Genomic DNA, 18,553 nt, shown 5'->3' with positions numbered 1-18,553 from the left:
AGGAAACGCTATGACCCTGCCTGCTAGATCCCAGGACCTCATCGACCGGCGCGCCCGGCTCTTGGGGCCGAATGTCTCCACCTTCTATGATGAGCCGCTGCATATTGTCAGGGGCGAGGGCGTCTGGCTGTGGGATGCCGACGGGCGCAAGTATCTGGATTGTTACAACAACGTGCCGCATGTGGGCCATTGCAACCCGCGGGTGGTGGAGGCGATCTGCCGCCAGGCGGCAACCCTCAACACCCACACCCGCTACCTGCACGACAGCATTCTGGATTATACCGAGAAGCTGACCGGCACCATGGACGCCTCGCTCGACACCGCCATCCTGACCTGCACGGGGTCAGAGGCCAACGACATTGCTCTGCGCATGGCCGAAGGCATGACAGGCAGGCGCGGCATCGTGGCGACGGACGCCACCTATCACGGCAATACCGCGCTGGTCAGCCAGCTCAGCTGCTCGAACACCCCAATGGTTGGCTTTGGGCTGGAGCAATATTTCCGCTTTGCCGAGGCCCCCGACAGCTACCGCAACCCGGATCCGGACGGCACCAAATTTGCTGCTTCGGTGGCGGAGCAGATCGCCGCGCATGAAGAGGCCGGCACCGGCTTTGCCGCGCTGGTTGTCTGCCCGTTTTTCCTGAATGAGGGCTTCCCGAACCACCCCGATGGCTGGCTGAAGCCCGCGGCAGAGGTGGTGCGCAAAGCCGGCGGCTTGTTGATTTGCGACGAGGTGCAGTCCGGCTTCGGCCGCACCGGCACCCACATGTGGGCGCATCAGAAGATGGGCGTGGTGCCGGATGTGATGACACTGGGCAAGCCGATGGCCAACGGCCACCCGGTCGGCGGCGTTGTCACCCGCGGGGAAATCCTGAGCACCTTCCGCTCCGGCTACCGCTATTTCAACACTTTCGGCGGCAACCCGGTGTCCTGCGCCGCCGCCATGGCGGTGCTGGAGGAGATCGGGGACCAGAACCTGCTGGCCCATGCCGAGGCGGTCGGCGCCCATGCCCGCGCCCGGCTGAAGATGTTGCAGGAGAAGTATGATGTCATCGGCGATGTGCGCGGCTCCGGCATGGTGTTTGGCGCCGAAATGGTGCTGGACCGCACCACCAAGGAGCCGGCCATTGCCTTCACCGACCGGGTGATCAACGCCATGCGCCGCCGCGGCATCATCCATTCCAAGCTGGGCCGCCACAAGAACACCCTGAAAATCCGCCCGCCGATGCCGTTCTCCAGGGACAATGCCGACCTGCTGTTCGACACGCTGGATGAGGTTCTGGCCGCAACCCCGGTGCAGCCATGAACGCCGCGGTGGAAAAATCCCTCAGGCTCTGGGGGATGCAGGGGGCGGAGACCCGCCTTGTTGCCACCCGTGAGAACCAGGTCTACCGGGTTGACCACCAAGGCCGCGCCTATGCCCTGCGCCTGCACCGTCCCGGCTACCGCACCGATGCCGAACTGTGGTCGGAGCTGCAATGGATGAACGCCGCGGCGGAGGGCGGCCTGCATGTGCCGGCCCCGGTCCCCTCGGCTTCGGGCGAGTTTCTGCATGTGGCTGACGGCATCCAGGCGGATGTGCTGACCTGGCTCTCCGGTGCCCCGGTCGGCAAAACGGGCGAGGATCTGGCCGCCGCCGACCGCATTGGCCTGTTCTACGGCATCGGCCGCGAAATGGCGCGGCTGCACGCGGTTTCCGACCGCTGGACCCCGCCCGCGGGCTTCAGCCGCTGGTCCTGGGACCGGGAGGGTCTGCTCGGCGAGACTCCGGTCTGGGGCTGTTTCTGGGAGAACCCCAGCCTGACCAAAGAGGACCGCGCACTGTTCCTTGCCTTGCGCAACGAAGCGGATGCGGAACTGCAAGGGCTGGAGGGCAAACTGGACTATGGCCTTATCCATGCCGATCTTGTGCGCGAGAACGTAATGGCCGACGGCAACAAATTGCAGCTGATCGATTTTGACGACAGCGGTTTTGGTTTCCGGCTGTTCGACCTGGCCACCACTCTGCTCAAGAATATGCGGGAGACCGATTATCCGGCGCTGCGCGATGCGGTGATTGCCGGCTACCTGTCGGTGCGGGTGATCGACTTGAGCGCGCTCGACCTGTTCATCCTGCTGCGGTCGGCAACCTATGCGGGCTGGATCATCACCCGGATGGATGAACCCGGATCCAAGGCGCGCAATCAGAGGTTCATCGGAACGACCCGTGTACTGGCCCAAAATTTTCTCTCTGGAAAAGGTTTGCAGCCATGACCCGCTTCGCAGGCAAAACCGCGATTGTCACCGGTGCCGGAACCGGGATCGGCGCCGCCACCGTCCGCCGGATAGCAGCCGAAGGCGGCAATGTGATCCTGACCGGCCGCCGCCTGGAACCGATCGAAAAAGTAGCAGAAAGCTGCGGCGGCATTGCCCTGGCGGGGGATGCTGCCAGTGCGGAGCATATGAAAGCTTTGGTGGAAATGGCCCGCAGCCGCTTCGGCGGCCTGGACGTGGTGGTCTGCAATGCCGGCGGTTTCGGGTTTGGCACCCTCACAGGAATCAGCGACGCGGATTGGAGCGCCGCAGTTCAGGCCAATCTGAACACCGCCATGGTCTCTGCCCGTGCCGCCATGCCGGCGCTGAAGGAGCGCCGCGGAAACATCCTGATGATGGCGTCGATCGCAGCGCTTGCGGCCGGGCCGGAGGCCTGCGGCTATGTCACCATGAAACACGGGCTGCTGGGGCTGACCCGCTCCATCGCCCGCGACTACGGCCGACACGGGGTGCGCTGCAACGCGGTCTGCCCCGGCTGGGTCCGCACCGAAATGGCCGATGCGGAGATGGCAGAGCTGGTAGAGCGCAGGGGCCTGGAGTCCGTCGAGGAGGCCTACAGCCTAGTTACACGCGACGTACCGCTAGGCCGCGCCGCCACAGGTGAAGAAGTGGCAGCTGCAGTTGCGTTCTTATGCTCCGCCGAGGCTGCCATGATTACCGGGGCGGTTCTGACGGTCGATGGCGGCGCGACAATTGTCGACGTCCCTACACTGGCGTTCTGACTTCGCCCTGCTAGAAAACTGATTTTGGAGTTGGGCCACTAAGTCCTACAGATTAAGAGACCTGTTCAACACGTCGAGGAACAGGCGCCGACTGCCGTTTGTTGCCCGATCATATTCTGGTTGCGCAATAACTACTGGGTTTTTCGAAATGGAGATTTCTTCAGGTGAGCTGCCCTGCAGAGTCCGTTGCAGCTGCCCTTTCTACGGGGTCATTTTCCATCCCGGTTCGCATCCATGCGCGTAACCACTGGCGGAACGGCAGCTTTCAGAATGGCGGTCCAGACGCTTCGCCGTCGCAGAATCTCGGTGACCGCATCAGGTTCGAACTGCTGCTTCAGGGCTGGCTGCTGCCGTCCGTAGACAAGGGGCGAACGGCAGCAACGTCCGGCAACCTGTGAATCTGCCGTATTGGAATTTCTGCGCATTCGACGAATGGCAGATTTTGCCGCTGCCCTGCGGCGGTGGAAACTGAGCGCTTGCGGCGATTTTCGTGCTGCGAGCGCACGCAGCACGAAAATCCAAGGTACAAGTTGGGCTCGCTGCCGACTTGCGGCGATGCGGCGGCAGCGTTGCAGCGAAACTTCACCAGGACGCTTCTGCCAGACGACGCCAGGCAGCCCGGAGCAGACATAGACATGGTGGCGAGTGCCATAGATGCTGTCCGTGCAAAATTCCATTGTGATTTTCCCGAAAACGGACCTTCGGCAGGGCCCAGCTACCTCATGTGATGCTGCGGGGTGAACCAGGGGCAGCGAAGCTGCAGGAAGCTGCCGGAGCAAAGTTGTGACCTGTGATCGCCCTTCAAGACGTGACCGGCCCTAAGCTGCCATTCGCCGGGATGGGCCTCGCTGCGTTGCAGCTTCCCCGAACCGGCCGTTAGTGACGGTTCAGATATGTAAGCGATCAAGGCTCCTCATACTGAGTGAGCCGGCACCGGGCTTCTTGGGTCGACATCTGCCCGCGCGCGCGGTTTGCGAACTGCGTCACGAGCTGGACGTTCCCATCGTAGTAGCCGCGGGAGTTGTCGATCCGGTCTAGTGACATCCGATCATCCTGAATGCCGCCCTCTTCGGTCGAGCGCATCTCGAAAGGCTGTCCGGTCAGGGCACAGCGACCTTTCTGCATTTTCAACAGCTGGCTCGTCAGAAGACAGAGCTCGGAGTAGTTTCCAGAACCCACGTACTCCTTACCGACCTTCATGGTCACCTTGCCGACCCCATTCACACGCTGGATCGCGTTCGAGACTGCCCGACGGATCTCGGCCTCCTGGGCCGGCTCCGGCATCACTGATCGCGCGTAGTGATATTCCGCCGGAATAGGCTCCAGCGGCCCGAGCACTGCTTCATAGCCCTCGAACCAAACGCACCGGTTCTGCTCCCGAGGGACTTCTGATATCTGGATCTCGCTGAACTTGCTCCGGCGTGTCTGGAAGGCATCCTCACTCGGCTGCCCGGTCGCGGCGTTCACGACCAGCATGGTGAGGTCCGGGAAGCCCAAGGGAGAGATGGCGAAGCTATAGACGTCATCCAACCATCTGCCGTTTTGCCTGTTGCCGTAGCCACGAAGTGTTATCGCATCGGTGTAGGTCACACGGCATTTGCTGATCGCACATCTCGCCAGTATGTAGAGATCCTCTAAGACACGCACGGCCAGCGCTTCAGATTTTTTTATTCCATAGTCCGGATAGACCTCCGGAATCTGGTCAGAGATCATCGCTAGAAGATCCCCGCGCGGTATTGGGCTTTCATCGTACATACTTCGGTACTCCGGTGTTCTGGGCGATCTTAGCAAGTGGAGGTAGCGGGGCAACAGGACCGACGTCCACTCTGTTCGCCGCCGACGCGGAATTCAGGCTTGCTTCTCCGCCGTTTGCGATCAAGGCGTGTCCCGGCCCTTAGCTGCCGCGGATCAAGGGGGCCGTCGCCGCGGTGCAGCTTCCCCAAAGCGGCCCTTCGCACTCGGCTACGGCATTTCAAACTGGCTAGTGCCTTGTGGACAGGAAAATCCAGTCATTGTTGCAGAAGCGGCCTGGACTGTGCCGCTTGGCAGCTAACCACAGCCCAGATCCCCTTAACCTCGGTGCTTCAGACTAATTAATGGCCCTTATCAGGCCATACCGACTTCCCGAGGCGGACTCCGGTCCGCTCGCAGAAAGCGACAATTGCCAAATGGAAAGATTATGCCATCTGCTGGCGTGCGATAATCCCCATCGTTGCCGCGACGAGACGCGATACTGTGATGCCGCCTATGCCATCCACATCGACCTCGGGCATGATTTCGACGAAATCGATTGCAGCGATGGATCCGCGGTCTGACACCCCCTGGATGAGATCCAGCACATGATAGTAGCTCAATCCCCCTGGTGCCCGCCCGATAGTGTTGGGGGCAATGCTGGGGTCCATGGCATCGATGTCAACACAGACGACTACATTTGCGCCGGGCTCAATCTCTCCCAGTGCGGGTTCGATCCCATTGCGGTGTACATCAGGGCCAGAAAAGAATTTCACTCCCCAAGCCAGCGCATCTTTGTAATCATCCGTATGGGCTGAGCCAATACTGCGCGCGCCTACCTGGATGATCTTGCCGATGTGATCCATTTCGGAGGCGCGGCGCATAGTTGACGACAGGCCTTTGGTTTCGCCCATATGCTCATTCCGCCAGTCGATATGTGCATCGATCTGTAAAACGGTGTAGGTCTTGCCCGTCTCCCCGAGCGCTTCCAGCATGGGGACTGGAACGGAATCGTCTCCACCTACTAGGATCGGGACCACACCGCGGCCGGTAACCACCGAAATCGCCTCACGAATTGCGGCACGGTTGGCGGCAAAATTGGTTTCACTCCAGGGCAGATCCCCACAATCCACTGCTGCCTTCGTGCCGGGGGGGAATGTGGGGCCATCCAGATCGAAATTGTGGCGTTCAATGTTTGCAGTCAGGGAGGCAATGGCGCGGCGCAGCGAGTCGGGCCCGTTGCGGCAGTAGGCGCCGACCGAGCCGTAGGGAGTCGCGCAGGGCGCGCCGATGAAAGCGGAGGAAGCGTCGATCTGGGCCAGATCGCTGCAGGCCTCCAGGCCGAGGAATGTCTCTGCGGAAGTTGCTCCAAACAGTGCTGCGAGATCGGGTTTATCTGTCATGTGCCTATGTCCCTTGGCTTCCTCCAGTTCCAGGACTGCCCCTCCGCGTCGCAATTGCGCGGCCCATGCCGCAAAGCAACAGGGCCAGGAGACGGTGACGCCCTGGACTGCTCGTTTCCAGATCAATCTAGGCAATGAAGCCGGCTCGAAACATCTGGGATCGGCAAAGTGTACTTGCCGGGTTGGGGCTGCGACGGGCGCTTAGCAGCGCCGATGGCCGGATGTGTCGCCTTTCGGCAAAGTGAACATCGCACGCCAGGAATTTAACTTGCCGCTCCGGAACAGGACCTTTGGCCGATCCCTTCGCCCGGCGAGTCGGCCTACATGAGCCTGCCGGGCAGATGGGAAAACACAGCTAGAATGGTGCGGGTCCGACCTACCGCACCGATCACTGCAAAGTAGGGAGTGAACACATGAAGTGGTGGAAACCAGAACCCCGGAAGCTGGCGGCAGGCGTCATTGCAGCCGCGGTGGCAGCAACCATCGGCCTGACCGCCTCCGGCGCGCGCGCGGATACATGGAAATTTGCTTTCGAGGAGGCGATTGATGAGGTCCAGGGCAAATTTGCGCAGCGCCTCAAGGCGGAGATCGAACAGAATTCGAACCACACGCTGCAACTGTTCCCCTATGGCACCCTGGGTGAATCCGACGATGTGATGGAACAGGGCCAGGCTGGCATTCTGGAATTTGTCATTCAGTCCCCCGGCTTCACCGGCGCTCTGATCCCCGAGGCTCAAGTCTTCTTTGTTCCTTATCTTCTGCCCAACAGCCCGGAGCATCTGGCCAATTTCTTCCGCGACAGCGTGGCTATCAACGAAACATTCAAGGATATCTATGCGGAACAGGGCCTGGAGCTGCTGCAGATGTTCCCGACAGGCGAAGTCGTGATGACCACCAAAAGTGCGGTTCACAGCCCGGCCGACCTCAACGAGGTCAAGTTCCGCGTGATGACCAACCCGCTGCTGGTGGAGGCCTACAAGGCGTTCGGCGCGGTACCGACTCCGCTGCCCTGGGGCGAGGTCTATGGAGGGCTCCAGACCAATATCGTCCAGGGGCAGGAAAATCCGACTTCCTTTGTCTGGTCCACCAAGCTGTACGAGGTGACCGACGTAATAACATTTACCGGTCACAGCAACTTCACCACTGCCTTCATGGCCAACAAGGAGTTCTTTGACGGGCTCAGCGAAGCGGACAAGGAGGTGGTGCGCAATGCGGTGTCGGCGGCCTTTGAATACATCGTCGCCTACCAGAAGGGCCTGGAAGAGGACTCCCTGAAAAAGATCCTCGAAGCCAAGCCGGAGATGCAAGTAGTGGTGCTGAACGAAAAGGAACGGGCGCCTTTCCGAGCAGCCGCCAAGGCAGTGGAAGCCAAGTTCGTCGAGATGACCGGCGAACGGGGGGCTGCAATCCTGGAACAGATGAAGGCGGATATCGCCGCCGCGATGCAATAACGCGGACCGGCATTCAGGAACAGTAGCTGGCCGCGGGTCTGCGGTCAGCCCCGCCAAATGCAGGGGAGGCCTCCAATGGCCCAGAACACACCCGAAACTTCGGCATACGGCTCTGCCCTGCCGGGCATTGCCGGCATGATCGACACATGGGTCAGCCGGATTGAGGCCTTTCTGCTGGCCGCGGCGGTCATGCTGATGGCCATGAACACCATGTCCAATGTGGTGGGCCGCTACTTCTTTCAGCAGAGCCTGTTCTTTTCGGAAGAGCTGAACCGAGTCCTGATCATCCTCGTCACCTTTTCCGGGATCGGCTATGCGGCGCGCCATGGCCGCCACATCCGAATGTCGGCGGTGTTTGATGCGCTGCCCGCCGCACTGCGAAAGAAGATGATGATCGTGATCGCGCTGGTCACCGCGGCAGTGATGTATGCGCTGTTCTGGTTCTCCATCGATTACGTGTTTTTCAACGTCGCCCCCAAGGGCCGGGTGCTGCCCGCCTTGGGCATCCCTGTTTATTGGTCCTATCTCCTTGTCCCGCTAGGGTTTTTCATCGCCGGAACGCAATACGCGCTCACCGCGCTGAAGAACCTGTCCGGCACCGGAACCTATCTGTCGACCCATGTGCGCGAGGGGTACGGCCAAGACGAAATCGAGCTGTAGGACCTGCCGATGGCACTCAAGATTACCACTATTATGATCGTCCTGCTCCTAGCAGGTTTTCCGATGATGATCCCTTTGCTGCTGGGCTCGGGCTACGGGTTTTACGAGACTTTCGGAGGCTTCGGCAAAATGGATTTTATGGTGCAGCAGATGCTGGCCGGGATCCGCCCTGCCTCGCTGGTGGCGGTGCCGATCTTCATTCTCGCAGCGGAGATCATGACGCGCGGGCAGTCGGCCTCGCGGCTGATCGACTTGGTAATGACCTTCATCGGTCACATCCGTGGCGGCCTGGCCGTATCCACCGCCGTTGCCTGCACTCTGTTCGGCGCGGTATCTGGTTCGACGCAGGCCACCGTTGTCGCTGTCGGTTCGCCGCTGCGACCACGGATGCTGCAATCCGGCTACAAGGATTCCTTCACTCTGGCGCTGATCATCAACGCCAGCGACATCGCTTTTTTGATCCCGCCGAGTATCGGCATGATCATCTACGGCGTGATCTCGGGCACCTCGATTGCCGAACTGTTCATTGCCGGCATCGGGCCCGGACTTCTGATCATGGTGCTGTTCTCGGTCTACTGTGTCATCCATGCCAGCAGAAACAACGTGCCGAAAGAGCCCAGGAGCAGCTGGCGCGCGAGGTTGGCCGCGATGCGGGCGGCATTCTGGCCCCTGGGGTTTCCCGTCATCATCGTCGGCGGCATCTATGGCGGGGTGTTCAGCCCGACCGAAGCGGCCGGGGCCTGCGTGCTCTACGCCATCATTCTGGAATTCATCATTTTCAGGACGCTCGGGCTAGCGGATCTCTACAAGATCGCAAAGTCCACCGGCCTGATCACATCGGTGGTGTTTGTCCTCATTGCCGCAGGCGCTGCCTTTTCCTGGGTAATCTCATTCGCCCAGGTGCCGCAGGCCATTCTCGGGTCGATCGGCATCGACGGGATGGGCCCGAAAATGGTGCTGGCGGTGATCTCAGTGTCGTTCTTTGTAGGCTGCATGTTTGTCGACCCGATCGTGGTGATCCTGATCCTTGTGCCGATCTTTGCACCGGTCGTCGAAGCCAATGCGCTGGATCCGGTGCTGGTCGGAACCATCATCACCCTGCAGGTGGCTATCGGTTCCGCCACGCCGCCGTTCGGCTGCGATATCTTTACGGCGATTGCGATTTTCAAACAGCCCTACGCGGACGTCATCCGCGGGATCTTCCCGTTCACCTTCATCCTGCTGAGCGTGGCGGCGGCACTGATCTTCTTTCCGCAGATCGCATTGCTCCTGCGCGACATGGCGTTCCGGTAGGCAGGGAGCAGAGCTATGTACCAGAAAATCCTATGCCCCGTGGACGGTTCTGAGGGGGGCCGCAGGGCCCTAAGCGAGTCGGTGAAGCTGGCAGGGCTGACACAGGCCCGGCTGCTGATACTAACCGTGTTCCGCCATCACAGCCTGCTCGATGCGTCGCTGTCCATGGTCGATGTGGATGACCCGGACACAGTGGAGGATGTGCTGCGGGCCCATGCAGTAGGCATCTGTGAAGAGGCAAAATCTGCGGCTTTGCAAATGGGCGCAAGCCATATCCGCGCAGTGGTGAAACGCGGTCCGCCTGCGCGCACGATCCTCGGGTTTGCAGAACAGAACCGCGCCGACCTGATCGTTCTGGGTGGACGCGGCTCCGGAGATGCGGAAAACTACCTGCTCGGCAGCGTTTCGCACAAAGTCACCAGCCTCGCGAAATGTTCTGTGCTGGTCACTCACCCTTGAGCGGCCGCTGGGGCGGCACGGCCTAACGGCCGCGCCCGTGGGTGAATGCTACACTGCGGGCAGGTGGATACCGAGCTTGCAGGCGGCGGATGCCATCAGCTGCCATTCTTCGTCGCGCACGAAGATGCCGTTGGCTTGGTTATCGCGCATTGCTTCGGCCGCCTTTGCGCCGTGCAAGCGCACGCGGTCGAACCCGTTGGCCGCGCGCGACGAAGAGAGGGTCTCGACCATCCTCTCTACGGCTCCTGCAAAATCAGCCGGATCCTGGAACTTGGCGATATCAATGGCGATGAAGGTCTGGCCATAGAACGCCTGCCGGTTCACCCCGTCCGAAGGGTGCTCATCCTGCCAGCTGCGCTCGCCGCTCAAGAGCGCTGCGAGCAGTTCGACGATCAGCACCATGCCGAACCCCTTGGGCCCGTCGGGGAGAAGCGCCCCGGCCATGCCGGATTCCCGGTCCATCGGGTTCAGGATGACCTGCGCGGGGTCGTCCGTGTAATTCCCTTGCGCGTCGACCAGCTGCCGCCCGGGCAGCTTCTGGCCATCGCGGGCCGCCAGAACGGTCCGGCCCATCGAATTGGCGCTGGTGGCCATGTCGATCACGATAGGGTCCCGGTCGCCGGCAGGCACCGCAAGCGAGATCGGGTTGGTGCTGAACCAGGCATCCCGGCCGCCCCATGGCGCAACCAATACAGGCCCGGTGCTCATCGACATGCCGATCAACCCCTGCTCAATCGCCTGGATCGCGTAGTTGGAGGCCATGCCGTAATCGGCGCCGCCGCGCAGGCTGACAAAGCCGATGCCGCAAGTGCGGGCCTTTTCAATCGCCAGATCCATCGCGAATGTGCCGCTGATCTGCCCCATGCCCCGTTTGCCATCAACAAGCGCCGAGGCCGGATTATCCCGGATGATTTCCGGCGCACTGCCGAAGGCCATGACCCCTGCGTCGAACAGCTCGACCAGATAGGGCAGCAACCCCATCCCTTGCGTCGTGTGTCCGCGGATGTCCGCGCGCAGAAGGCAGGTGGCAAAGGTCGCCGCCTCCCGGCCGTCCGCCCCCAGTTTGCGGGCAAAGCCCGTATAGAGTGATTTTAGCTTACCCTCTTGAATCCGCATAACTTTCTCCAAAGGGCCAATTACGCCCCGCCCGCAGGGAGGCCCGCCGGACGGTAGAGAGGTCGGCCTGCCAAACAATAGCCGGGCGGCGAAGTTCACTTCGCGGCTTTGCAGTTTCAGAGGGGCGGCGCGAATGTCAGCCTTCTCCTGTCAACGCAACAGGTGAGATATGACTGTCTATAGATTGCTTCCCCAGGCGCAGGGCTATGGCTACGAGCTCGGCCTGCTGCTGCTGAACCTTGTCGAAACGCATGTTCCCGGCGACACCGCACATGCGGGAACCTACGACTACCCGGTGCTGATGAAGGTGGTGGAGACGGCCGATGTGGGGCGGGTGAGCGGCGGCGACAAGTCCATAGAACAGGATGTTATTGCCATCGCGGTTGAGCTTGAGCGCATGGGTGTGAAGGCGATTTCCAGCAATTGCGGATTCATGCTGCACTATCAGGATGCGGTCAGGGAAGCCGTCAACGTACCGGTTTTCCTATCCAGCCTTCTGCAATTGCCGCTCATTGCCAGGTCGATCGGGGCATGGCAGAAAATCGCGATCCTGACGGCCTTTGCGGATCGGCTGACGCCGGACGTGCTGCGCCTGGCGGGCCTACCCGATAGCGCTGAAGTGGTTGTGTCGAGCATCGAAACTACGCCCGAGTTCCGCAGCATGCAACAACAGGACCTGGATACGGAGGCTTTCGGACACCGTTTGGAGCAGGCCGCGCGTGCCCTGTGCAACGGCCCGGACGATATCGGAGCTCTGCTTCTGGAATGCGCGGTCTTCACCCCCTATGCCGCCCGGCTGCAGCAGGCGGTAGGCGTTCCGGTCTATGATTTCATATCGCTCATCGATCACGCCCGGCAGGTCACCCACCGCAAGGCGAATTTCTAGCTCTCGCTCTGCAGCACGTTCCCCGTCAAACCCGAGGCGAGGCTGGTGAATATCTGCGTCGCCGTGCTTTCGTCATCCGCCCGCACCGCCAGGCACATGCGGGAATCATAGTCCATTTCCGGGTGTGACAGCGGCCACAGCTCGCCTGATGCCACATAGCTGCTGACATGGCGTGCAGGCAGGTAGCCGATAAACTTGCCCGACAGGATCAACAGGAGCTGGCATTCGACATCCACGGTTGTCGCCGCCACGTTCAGCGCCCGCGAGGAATAGGGGGCCCAGCCCTCCATATGCGCCCTGTCGGCGAACGGGGCAGCGCGCAGCTCCTCCTCGGCTGGTGACTTGCCGTAGAGAGGGTGATTGCGCGCGCAGAACAGGATCTGAGGGTTCCTGGCTTCCAGCTCCAGCACCTTCAGACCCGCCAAAGGTCTGAAAACAGGCAGAATGATCACGCTGAAGCGTTTGGCGGTCAGCTCCCGCACCAGCGCTTGCGGGGAGGCCAACCGCAAATCGAGGTGCAGGTTTGGGGCTTTCTCCGCAAAAGCGCCAAGCAGTTTCGGAATGACGCTGTCCTTGACCTGCACAACGCTGTCCACCGTCCCGGCATAGAAGTTGCCGTTCAGATCATCGCGCACCTCTCCGACTTTCAGACGGAACCGGTCGAGATCCTCGAACAGCTCGATCGCCGCATCATAGAGCTTTTCACCCGCGTCGGTGAGGCGGAACCCCGACCGGCCGCGCAGGCAGAGCTTAACCCCGAGGCGATCTTCGAGCTTGGTGATGTACCCGCTGATCGTGGATTGCCCGATATTCAATTCGGTCTGTGCCGCTGAAAATCCGCGGTTTCGTGCAACGCTCACAAACACCCGTAATAGCCGGAGGTCAATGTCCTGAAGGTTTGGAATCGGGCGTGATCTTAAGCTGGGCATACATCGTACATTCCGGATGAATCGGAGTTAAATGCTCCTCGCTGCCGATGTAAAAGTCAAACACTTGAAAGGAGAATGCTGGTCTCGCTATTCATCACACCATCGATCAGCCGCACTTCGCGCAGGACGCGGTCAAAATCCTGCAAGCTGGCAACCGTGATTTCAGCGATCAGATCCCATTTGCCGCTGGTGGTGTGCATCATCGTCAGCTCCGGAAGCCCGCGCATCCTGCGGATCACCTGCGAGGTGTTCTTGCCCATCACCTCAATCATCATGATGGCGCGGATCTGATCGCTTTCATAATCATCGCGCACCCGCGCGGTGAACCCAAGCAGCGCACCGCTCTCGAGCAACCGGTCGAGCCGGGTCTGCACCGTGCCGCGCGACACCCCCATGATCTCGGCCAGTTTCGACACCGGTGCCCGGCCATCCTTGCGCAACAGGCTGATCAGCAGCCGGTCGTGATCGTCGAAGATATGCTTGGCGCTGCTTCGCTGCTTCATCTCTGTTCTGCAATTTGCTCAATAAGTACCAACATATTGTGCAAGCAAAGAGCTGTAAACCTGGCATAGTTTAGGTTTCTAAAGCAATCTGCATGGAGGATGCTGGCAACAACGCATGAAACGAAGAACAGGATGACGCCATGTCCGCACCCGCCCCGTCAGAACGTGCCTACGTTCCCTTTGTCAGCGTCGGCAACATGATGCAGCTGATCCACCGGATCGGCATCGCGCCGATGCTGGCTGGCATTGCCGGCTATATCGAAGAGGATTTCCGCCGCTGGGAGCTGTTTGACAAAACTCCCCGCGTGGCCGCGCACTCAAAGGAGGGCGTGATCGAATTGATGCCGACCTCGGACGGCACCACCTACGGGTTCAAATACGTGAATGGCCACCCCAAGAACACCAAGGAGGGCCTGCAGACCGTCACCGCTTTCGGGCTGCTAGCAGATGTCTATACCGGCTATCCGGTGCTGCTGACCGAAATGACCGTGCTAACCGCCCTGCGCACCGCCGCCACCTCGGCCGTTGTGGCCAAACATCTTGCCCCCAAGGGCGCCCGCACCATGGCTATGATCGGCAATGGCGCGCAATCCGAATTCCAGGCGATGGCGATGAAAGAAATCTGCGGCATCGACCGCCTGCGCCTCTACGACATCGACCCGAAGGCGACCGAAAAACTGATACGCAATCTTGAAGGGCGCGGCGTCAACATGGTGGCCTGCTCCAGCGCTGAAGAAGCAGTCCAGGGCGCCGAAATCATCACCACCTGCACCGCGGACAAGCAGAACGCCACCGTCCTGAATGACAATATGGTCGGTGCCGGCATGCACATCAACGCAATTGGCGGCGACTGCCCCGGCAAGACCGAGCTGGCCGGCGCAATCCTGTCCCGCGCAGACGTCTTTGTCGAATACCCGCCGCAAACCCGGATTGAAGGCGAGATCCAACAGATGCCCGGGGACTTTCCAGTGACCGAAATGTGGAAGGTCATCACCGGCCAGGCCAAAGGGCGCACGGATGCGCGCCAGATCACCCTGTTTGACGGGGTGGGCTTTGCGACCGAGGACTTCTCGGCGCTGCGCTATGTCCGCGACCAGTTGGAGGGCACCGGCCTCTATCAGGATCTCGACATGCTGGCTGACCCGGATGACCCACGCGATCTCTTTGGCATGGTGCTGCGCGCGGCTCCAGTTGCAGAGGGCGCGGCATGATCCGCTCTTCGGTGCAGGCCCCCGGCGCGGTGGTGATGGTTCGCCCGCACCATTTTACCGTGAACACTGAAACTGCGGCTGACAACGCGTTCCAGGCGGTTGTGAATGCCAATGGCCAGGATGAAGCGAATTCTGCCCGGTGCGCCTATGACGAACACTCCCGCGCGGTGGAGGTGCTGCGTGAGCATGGCGTTCGGGTGCATGTGTTCGAAGGCGAAGACCCGACCACGCCCGATTGCGTCTTTCCCAACAATTGGTTCTCGACCCATGCAGGCGGCCATGTGGCGGTCTATCCGATGAAGGCCAGAAACCGGCGGCTTGAGCGGCGCCAGGACATCCTGGAGATGCTCAAATCCGAGTACCGAGTGCAGGACATCATCGACTATTCCGGGCTGGAGCCGGACGGGCTGTTTCTGGAAGGCACCGGCGCCATGGTGCTCGACCATATCAACCGGGTGGCTTACGCGGTGGCCAGCGACCGCACCAACCCGGTGGCGCTGGAACGGTTTTGCACCCATTTCAACTTTGAACCGATGGTGTTTGACGCCCAGGATGGCCAGGGCACACCGGTCTATCACACCAACGTCCTGATGTGCATCGGCACCGGCTTTGCCCTGACCGGCACCGGCATGATCACCGATCCCGCCCGACGGGCCGAAATCGTCGCACGTTTGGGAGAAACAGGCCGGGATGTGATCGAACTCAGCGAAGCTCAAATCGCCGGATTTGCCGGTAACGCCATTGAGCTGATGGGCTGGGACGGCCCGGTACTGGCGCTGTCCCAAGCGGCATATGATGCGCTGACCCCCGAACAGCGCCACCGCATCGAAGCCCATGCCATTCTGGTGCCGCTGCAGATCCCGACCATCGAAATGGCGGGCGGGTCAGTGCGCTGCACCATTGCCGGCATCCACCTGGCCAGTCGCGGCTAAAGAGAGCAACGAAAGACCCGCTCTGAGCTTGAGCGGGTCTACCATTGTTTCCTGATGCCTGGCCGGCCACAGCCCCTTGCCGATCCCCGGGAACTGTCGAGTAAGCGTAGATACTGCCTAGCCAATGACGGAAGCATATTACTCGTCTAGCAATTGAAATTGTTAAAGGCGCATAGCGTCCTTGCGCGTGGATACATGCTCGACGCCAATGTCAGCTTACACTGAGGATCGCTCGATATCTTGCGATGCGCAGCGAAGGTCTGCTTCCCGCCCGACCTGCTTGCGCTGGCCCGCCTGACTGATCACCAGGCAGGCGGCCGCTTTGGGCTGCTTGAGCCGATCACAGTCGGCCTGGGGCAGGCTGGTGCTGGTTTCTCGGTGCTGTGCCGCCGCATGGCGGCAGCGAGCCCTTAGCTGCCATTGTCACTAAGTGTCGGAGGCCAAGGAACTCAATCAAGCGTTGTGGTTCATCGTCGAAAAACTAACGCTTACACGCCTGCCCCCTTTGGGTCGAGCGACACGCAGATGGCTATGTGATAGGGTGAGTTGCTCGAACTTCTGCGGCCAAGCTCTCTAGTTCAACGAAAGAGCAGTTCTTAGCGATTCTAAAAACAAACGAGTCAAAAGTAATGGCCCCCAATTTGTACTTAGATTTGATATAGTGAAAAACCATCGACAACCAAAACTTTCCGCTAATAACTTCTGGGGTACTTGAGGCTTGAAATGCCTCCAGTCTCAAGTCATCGAACAAAATATCTTTGGGCAATTCTACTCCCTGTTCCTCACATGAGGATGTGATGTCATTCATGTAACCTTGCATGAGGGCTGGGCAAACCTTCCACAGTTGGCCCTTTTGGCAAAAAGCTTCTGGCTTTTCTTTACAATTACTCAGGCCAAGGCCTTCCTTTTGTACAAAAAAGAAAGCCGCAAATAACTCCCGAAGCGCCTCACCAATTTGCGGTATCATTGCCTGCAGGGACAACTCTTCGCGAATGCTTTCGCGCTTTTTCTTGGGGTGAGTCTCTACAACAAGTTCAATTAGCGCGCTCTCGTCCAAAAGGTAGTTTTCTATACAGAACCGGTCAAGATAGAAGACACTTTGAAGGTCCTCTTTCTTCTCCAGGAGGTCATCAAAATCCTTGTCGAGAATATAAATCCTATTCTCAATTGAGTTGTTCGCTGCATCCCTGGCATGGTCAATCACATTAGCCTTCCCTCCAAGCGGAAAGATCTTTGCCAACTCAATTCCAGGAAATATTTTCCTTAAAATTTCGAAGTATAGATTTTCTTGATCAGCGTCCTCGACATAAAAATTGCAATCATTGAATCTTGAAAAGAACAGATCGGCCGCGGCTAAGCCACCCGCACTGCGCTCGGGAATCCCCTGTGTCTCAGAAGTCATTGAAAGTACTTTCTTATAGCACGATGCAAGAATCTTTCTTGCCCGCAACAATTTCAGGGGAGTGTGTTGCAATCAATATCTGGGACCCTGCTGGGCACAGATCGAGAAATGAATCCATGAAATCCATCTGCCACTTTGGGTGCAGCGATAACTCCGGTTCATCAACGATGAAAACAGAATTCTCGGGTGCCTCAAATGCTATTAAGGCAAAAAGGATAAGTATCTGCGTCTCCCCAGATGAGAGCATCCTTATTGGCCGCTCGGTCCGGGATTTGTCTATGCTGCCAATGCCATCAAAAACAAGTTGCCCCCTGCTGTCATCAGCAAAGACAAACTTCCCGCTATCCTTCAAAAACTTGTTGACGGATTTGAGATAAGTGTCGATTTCCTTAAAGGCGGTCGCATTCTTATTCTCGAATTCATTGAATGCGCGCGCAAGCTGATCAACTCGCTCGAATTGCGATTGAACCAGGCTTGCAAAATCATCTGAGCCCGGAGAGTTTCTCTCTATTTCTTCCTTTAGGTTTTTAAAGTACGAGAAAAACATTTTTACTTGTTTCTCGACGTCTTCAGATTTAATCGACGCTGAAAGATAGCGTGTTACCTTCTCTTCCAAAACTTCAACGCTCTCCGGAGCGAGCTGCACTTCAGGCCTTTCAATCCCCTTGGTGCCTGGACTGTGGAGAGCTGTTAGAAATATTTTCGACTTCAACTCAGAGTCATTTAGGCGAGCCTTTTGCCGATAAGTGGCGTACTTTTGTGTGAATATATCTTGAATGTGCTCAAGTGGTGTGATTTTCTTTTTCCCAGGGCGCGCAGAAGCCTTACTTCCCTCGTAATATATATTCTCCTCAACCTCAGCGGTTATAGTGCGCTCCAGAGAAACGGCTGTTGGCTTTCTCAAACCTTTCAAGAAGGAAACCGTTTCCTCCTCGTTCTTTTCAGGCTTCAGCCTAAGTGAGTAATCCTCATCGAAACTACGCTCAATGTGATCGCCTGAAATTTTTATGTCAATTGGCTCAAGTTTCCTTTCTCCAGCCTCGACAGAGATAATGATTCTCCGAAACAAATCCTCTTCATCACTTTTTGTTTCTCTTGCCTCTATCTTTACCTCTTGCCCTTCTTTCTGGAGGGCGAGACGAATACAGTCGAAGGGCGTTAATGCGATTTTTCCAAAATTCGGCGCCAACAACCAGTCAATCACATTTAGCGCACTAGTTTTGCCGCTGCCATTGATGCCAACTAGAAGATTCAATCGCTCATTGAAGTTAATGTCGAACTTGAGAGAGCCATAAAGGTTCTCCACGGCGAGTGAGGTAAGTTTCATGATACTCTCTTTTTTCAGCAAGATAAGCGCAGCATTCGATCAATCGCAAGGGGTGAAGGTCTATTCCCTACATCTTGACCTTGTTCACTGCCGACTTGTACGCATATCGCTCGGAAGGGGGCTCTCCGAGAGTTCGTGTCATTCGACCTAGGTTCCAAACTCAATTTAGGCGCGCTCCCACTGCACCTGCAGCGAATGTCGGGAAGGTCCCGCAC

At 58.8% G+C, this 18,553-nt stretch carries 18 protein-coding genes; 10 read left to right on the top strand and 8 right to left on the bottom strand.

Features of this window, described 5'->3' with window-relative positions:
- Positions 1-10 precede the first annotated feature (10 nt).
- Genes RA25_RS19855 through RA25_RS19845 form a run of 3 tightly spaced genes read left to right on the top strand, consistent with a single transcriptional unit; the run spans position 11 to position 3,035 of the window.
- A complete protein-coding gene (locus RA25_RS19855; RefSeq protein ID WP_039174632.1) occupies positions 11-1,306 on the top strand; it encodes an aspartate aminotransferase family protein in 1,296 nt (431 codons plus the stop codon).
- Positions 1,303-2,253: a phosphotransferase enzyme family protein gene (locus tag RA25_RS19850; RefSeq protein WP_039174630.1), complete on the top strand. Its 951-nt coding sequence runs from the start codon at positions 1,303-1,305 to the stop codon at positions 2,251-2,253. The genes RA25_RS19855 and RA25_RS19850 overlap by 4 nt, the downstream gene beginning before the upstream one ends.
- Entirely contained in the window at positions 2,250-3,035 is a 786-nt protein-coding gene (locus RA25_RS19845) for an SDR family NAD(P)-dependent oxidoreductase (RefSeq protein ID WP_039174629.1), read from the top strand. The genes RA25_RS19850 and RA25_RS19845 overlap by 4 nt, the downstream gene beginning before the upstream one ends.
- 209 nt (positions 3,036-3,244) lie before the next feature.
- On the opposite strand, the gene RA25_RS22835 is transcribed toward RA25_RS19845, so the two are convergent.
- The 3 genes from RA25_RS22835 to RA25_RS19835 form a co-directional block, all read right to left on the bottom strand.
- Entirely contained in the window at positions 3,245-3,712 is a 468-nt protein-coding gene (locus tag RA25_RS22835) for a hypothetical protein (protein WP_152612251.1), read from the bottom strand.
- A 226-nt stretch (positions 3,713-3,938) separates the two neighbouring features.
- Positions 3,939-4,790: a hypothetical protein gene (locus RA25_RS19840; protein ID WP_152612250.1), complete on the bottom strand. Its 852-nt coding sequence runs from the start codon at positions 4,788-4,790 to the stop codon at positions 3,939-3,941.
- A 422-nt stretch (positions 4,791-5,212) separates the two neighbouring features.
- Complete coding sequence (locus RA25_RS19835; protein ID WP_052254314.1) at positions 5,213-6,169, bottom strand: arginase family protein; 957 nt, start codon at positions 6,167-6,169, stop codon at positions 5,213-5,215.
- Between the two features lie 413 nt (positions 6,170-6,582).
- Here RA25_RS19835 and dctP point away from each other — a divergent pair, with 413 nt between their 5' ends.
- The 4 genes from dctP (at position 6,583) to RA25_RS19815 (ending at position 10,032) form a co-directional block, all read left to right on the top strand.
- The gene (gene dctP / locus RA25_RS19830; RefSeq protein WP_052254313.1) at positions 6,583-7,620 is read left to right on the top strand and encodes a TRAP transporter substrate-binding protein DctP; all 1,038 of its coding nucleotides are present in this window, start codon (positions 6,583-6,585) and stop codon (positions 7,618-7,620) included.
- A gap of 75 nt (positions 7,621-7,695) precedes the next feature.
- Complete coding sequence (locus tag RA25_RS19825) at positions 7,696-8,280, top strand: TRAP transporter small permease (RefSeq protein WP_039174626.1); 585 nt, start codon at positions 7,696-7,698, stop codon at positions 8,278-8,280.
- Between the two features lie 9 nt (positions 8,281-8,289).
- A complete protein-coding gene (locus RA25_RS19820; RefSeq protein ID WP_039174624.1) occupies positions 8,290-9,573 on the top strand; it encodes a TRAP transporter large permease in 1,284 nt (427 codons plus the stop codon).
- Between the two features lie 15 nt (positions 9,574-9,588).
- A complete protein-coding gene (locus RA25_RS19815; RefSeq protein ID WP_039174622.1) occupies positions 9,589-10,032 on the top strand; it encodes a universal stress protein in 444 nt (147 codons plus the stop codon).
- 48 nt (positions 10,033-10,080) lie between these two features.
- Here RA25_RS19815 and RA25_RS19810 read toward each other — a convergent pair whose 3' ends face one another.
- Positions 10,081-11,148, bottom strand: a complete 1,068-nt coding sequence (locus RA25_RS19810; protein ID WP_039174621.1) for an Ldh family oxidoreductase — start codon at positions 11,146-11,148, stop codon at positions 10,081-10,083.
- 169 nt (positions 11,149-11,317) lie between these two features.
- Here RA25_RS19810 and RA25_RS19805 point away from each other — a divergent pair, with 169 nt between their 5' ends.
- Positions 11,318-12,034: an aspartate/glutamate racemase family protein gene (locus RA25_RS19805; RefSeq protein ID WP_052254312.1), complete on the top strand. Its 717-nt coding sequence runs from the start codon at positions 11,318-11,320 to the stop codon at positions 12,032-12,034.
- Here RA25_RS19805 and RA25_RS19800 read toward each other — a convergent pair.
- Both RA25_RS19800 and RA25_RS19795 read right to left on the bottom strand, forming a co-directional pair.
- Entirely contained in the window at positions 12,031-12,963 is a 933-nt protein-coding gene (locus RA25_RS19800) for a LysR family transcriptional regulator (protein WP_082020364.1), read from the bottom strand. The genes RA25_RS19805 and RA25_RS19800 overlap by 4 nt on opposite strands.
- Before the next feature lie 56 nt (positions 12,964-13,019).
- Positions 13,020-13,466: an Lrp/AsnC family transcriptional regulator gene (locus RA25_RS19795; protein ID WP_039174618.1), complete on the bottom strand. Its 447-nt coding sequence runs from the start codon at positions 13,464-13,466 to the stop codon at positions 13,020-13,022.
- A gap of 140 nt (positions 13,467-13,606) precedes the next feature.
- Here RA25_RS19795 and RA25_RS19790 point away from each other — a divergent pair, with 140 nt between their 5' ends.
- Positions 13,607-14,677, top strand: a complete 1,071-nt coding sequence (locus tag RA25_RS19790) for an ornithine cyclodeaminase (protein ID WP_039174617.1) — start codon at positions 13,607-13,609, stop codon at positions 14,675-14,677.
- Entirely contained in the window at positions 14,674-15,609 is a 936-nt protein-coding gene (gene ctlX / locus RA25_RS19785; protein ID WP_039174615.1) for a citrulline utilization hydrolase CtlX, read from the top strand. The genes RA25_RS19790 and ctlX overlap by 4 nt, the downstream gene beginning before the upstream one ends.
- A gap of 529 nt (positions 15,610-16,138) precedes the next feature.
- Here ctlX and RA25_RS19780 read toward each other — a convergent pair.
- Positions 16,139-17,011: a DUF4435 domain-containing protein gene (locus RA25_RS19780; protein WP_039174613.1), complete on the bottom strand. Its 873-nt coding sequence runs from the start codon at positions 17,009-17,011 to the stop codon at positions 16,139-16,141.
- A 13-nt stretch (positions 17,012-17,024) separates the two neighbouring features.
- Positions 17,025-18,338, bottom strand: a complete 1,314-nt coding sequence (locus RA25_RS19775; RefSeq protein ID WP_039174611.1) for an AAA family ATPase — start codon at positions 18,336-18,338, stop codon at positions 17,025-17,027.
- Between the last annotated feature and the right edge of the window lie 215 nt (positions 18,339-18,553).

Origin of the sequence: Leisingera sp. ANG-S5 (assembly GCF_000813925.1) — a bacterium.
GTDB lineage: Bacteria > Pseudomonadota > Alphaproteobacteria > Rhodobacterales > Rhodobacteraceae > Leisingera.
The sequence above is the reverse complement of the archived record's forward strand: the minus strand, read 5'-3'. Positions and strand labels throughout refer to the sequence as shown.

Bases quoted from the DNA above. Each gene is read 5' to 3' on its own strand.
- RA25_RS19855 (WP_039174632.1), top strand. From the start codon at position 11: ATGACCCTGCCTGCTAGATCCCAGGACCTCATCGACCGGCGCGCCCGG.
- RA25_RS19850 (WP_039174630.1), top strand. From the start codon at position 1,303: ATGAACGCCGCGGTGGAAAAATCCCTCAGGCTCTGGGGGATGCAGGGG.
- RA25_RS19845 (WP_039174629.1), top strand. From the start codon at position 2,250: ATGACCCGCTTCGCAGGCAAAACCGCGATTGTCACCGGTGCCGGAACC.
- RA25_RS22835 (WP_152612251.1), bottom strand. From the start codon at position 3,712: ATGGAATTTTGCACGGACAGCATCTATGGCACTCGCCACCATGTCTAT.
- RA25_RS19840 (WP_152612250.1), bottom strand. From the start codon at position 4,790: ATGTACGATGAAAGCCCAATACCGCGCGGGGATCTTCTAGCGATGATC.
- RA25_RS19835 (WP_052254314.1), bottom strand. From the start codon at position 6,169: ATGACAGATAAACCCGATCTCGCAGCACTGTTTGGAGCAACTTCCGCA.
- dctP (WP_052254313.1), top strand. From the start codon at position 6,583: ATGAAGTGGTGGAAACCAGAACCCCGGAAGCTGGCGGCAGGCGTCATT.
- RA25_RS19825 (WP_039174626.1), top strand. From the start codon at position 7,696: ATGGCCCAGAACACACCCGAAACTTCGGCATACGGCTCTGCCCTGCCG.
- RA25_RS19820 (WP_039174624.1), top strand. From the start codon at position 8,290: ATGGCACTCAAGATTACCACTATTATGATCGTCCTGCTCCTAGCAGGT.
- RA25_RS19815 (WP_039174622.1), top strand. From the start codon at position 9,589: ATGTACCAGAAAATCCTATGCCCCGTGGACGGTTCTGAGGGGGGCCGC.
- RA25_RS19810 (WP_039174621.1), bottom strand. From the start codon at position 11,148: ATGCGGATTCAAGAGGGTAAGCTAAAATCACTCTATACGGGCTTTGCC.
- RA25_RS19805 (WP_052254312.1), top strand. From the start codon at position 11,318: ATGACTGTCTATAGATTGCTTCCCCAGGCGCAGGGCTATGGCTACGAG.
- RA25_RS19800 (WP_082020364.1), bottom strand. From the start codon at position 12,963: ATGCCCAGCTTAAGATCACGCCCGATTCCAAACCTTCAGGACATTGAC.
- RA25_RS19795 (WP_039174618.1), bottom strand. From the start codon at position 13,466: ATGAAGCAGCGAAGCAGCGCCAAGCATATCTTCGACGATCACGACCGG.
- RA25_RS19790 (WP_039174617.1), top strand. From the start codon at position 13,607: ATGTCCGCACCCGCCCCGTCAGAACGTGCCTACGTTCCCTTTGTCAGC.
- ctlX (WP_039174615.1), top strand. From the start codon at position 14,674: ATGATCCGCTCTTCGGTGCAGGCCCCCGGCGCGGTGGTGATGGTTCGC.
- RA25_RS19780 (WP_039174613.1), bottom strand. From the start codon at position 17,011: ATGACTTCTGAGACACAGGGGATTCCCGAGCGCAGTGCGGGTGGCTTA.
- RA25_RS19775 (WP_039174611.1), bottom strand. From the start codon at position 18,338: ATGAAACTTACCTCACTCGCCGTGGAGAACCTTTATGGCTCTCTCAAG.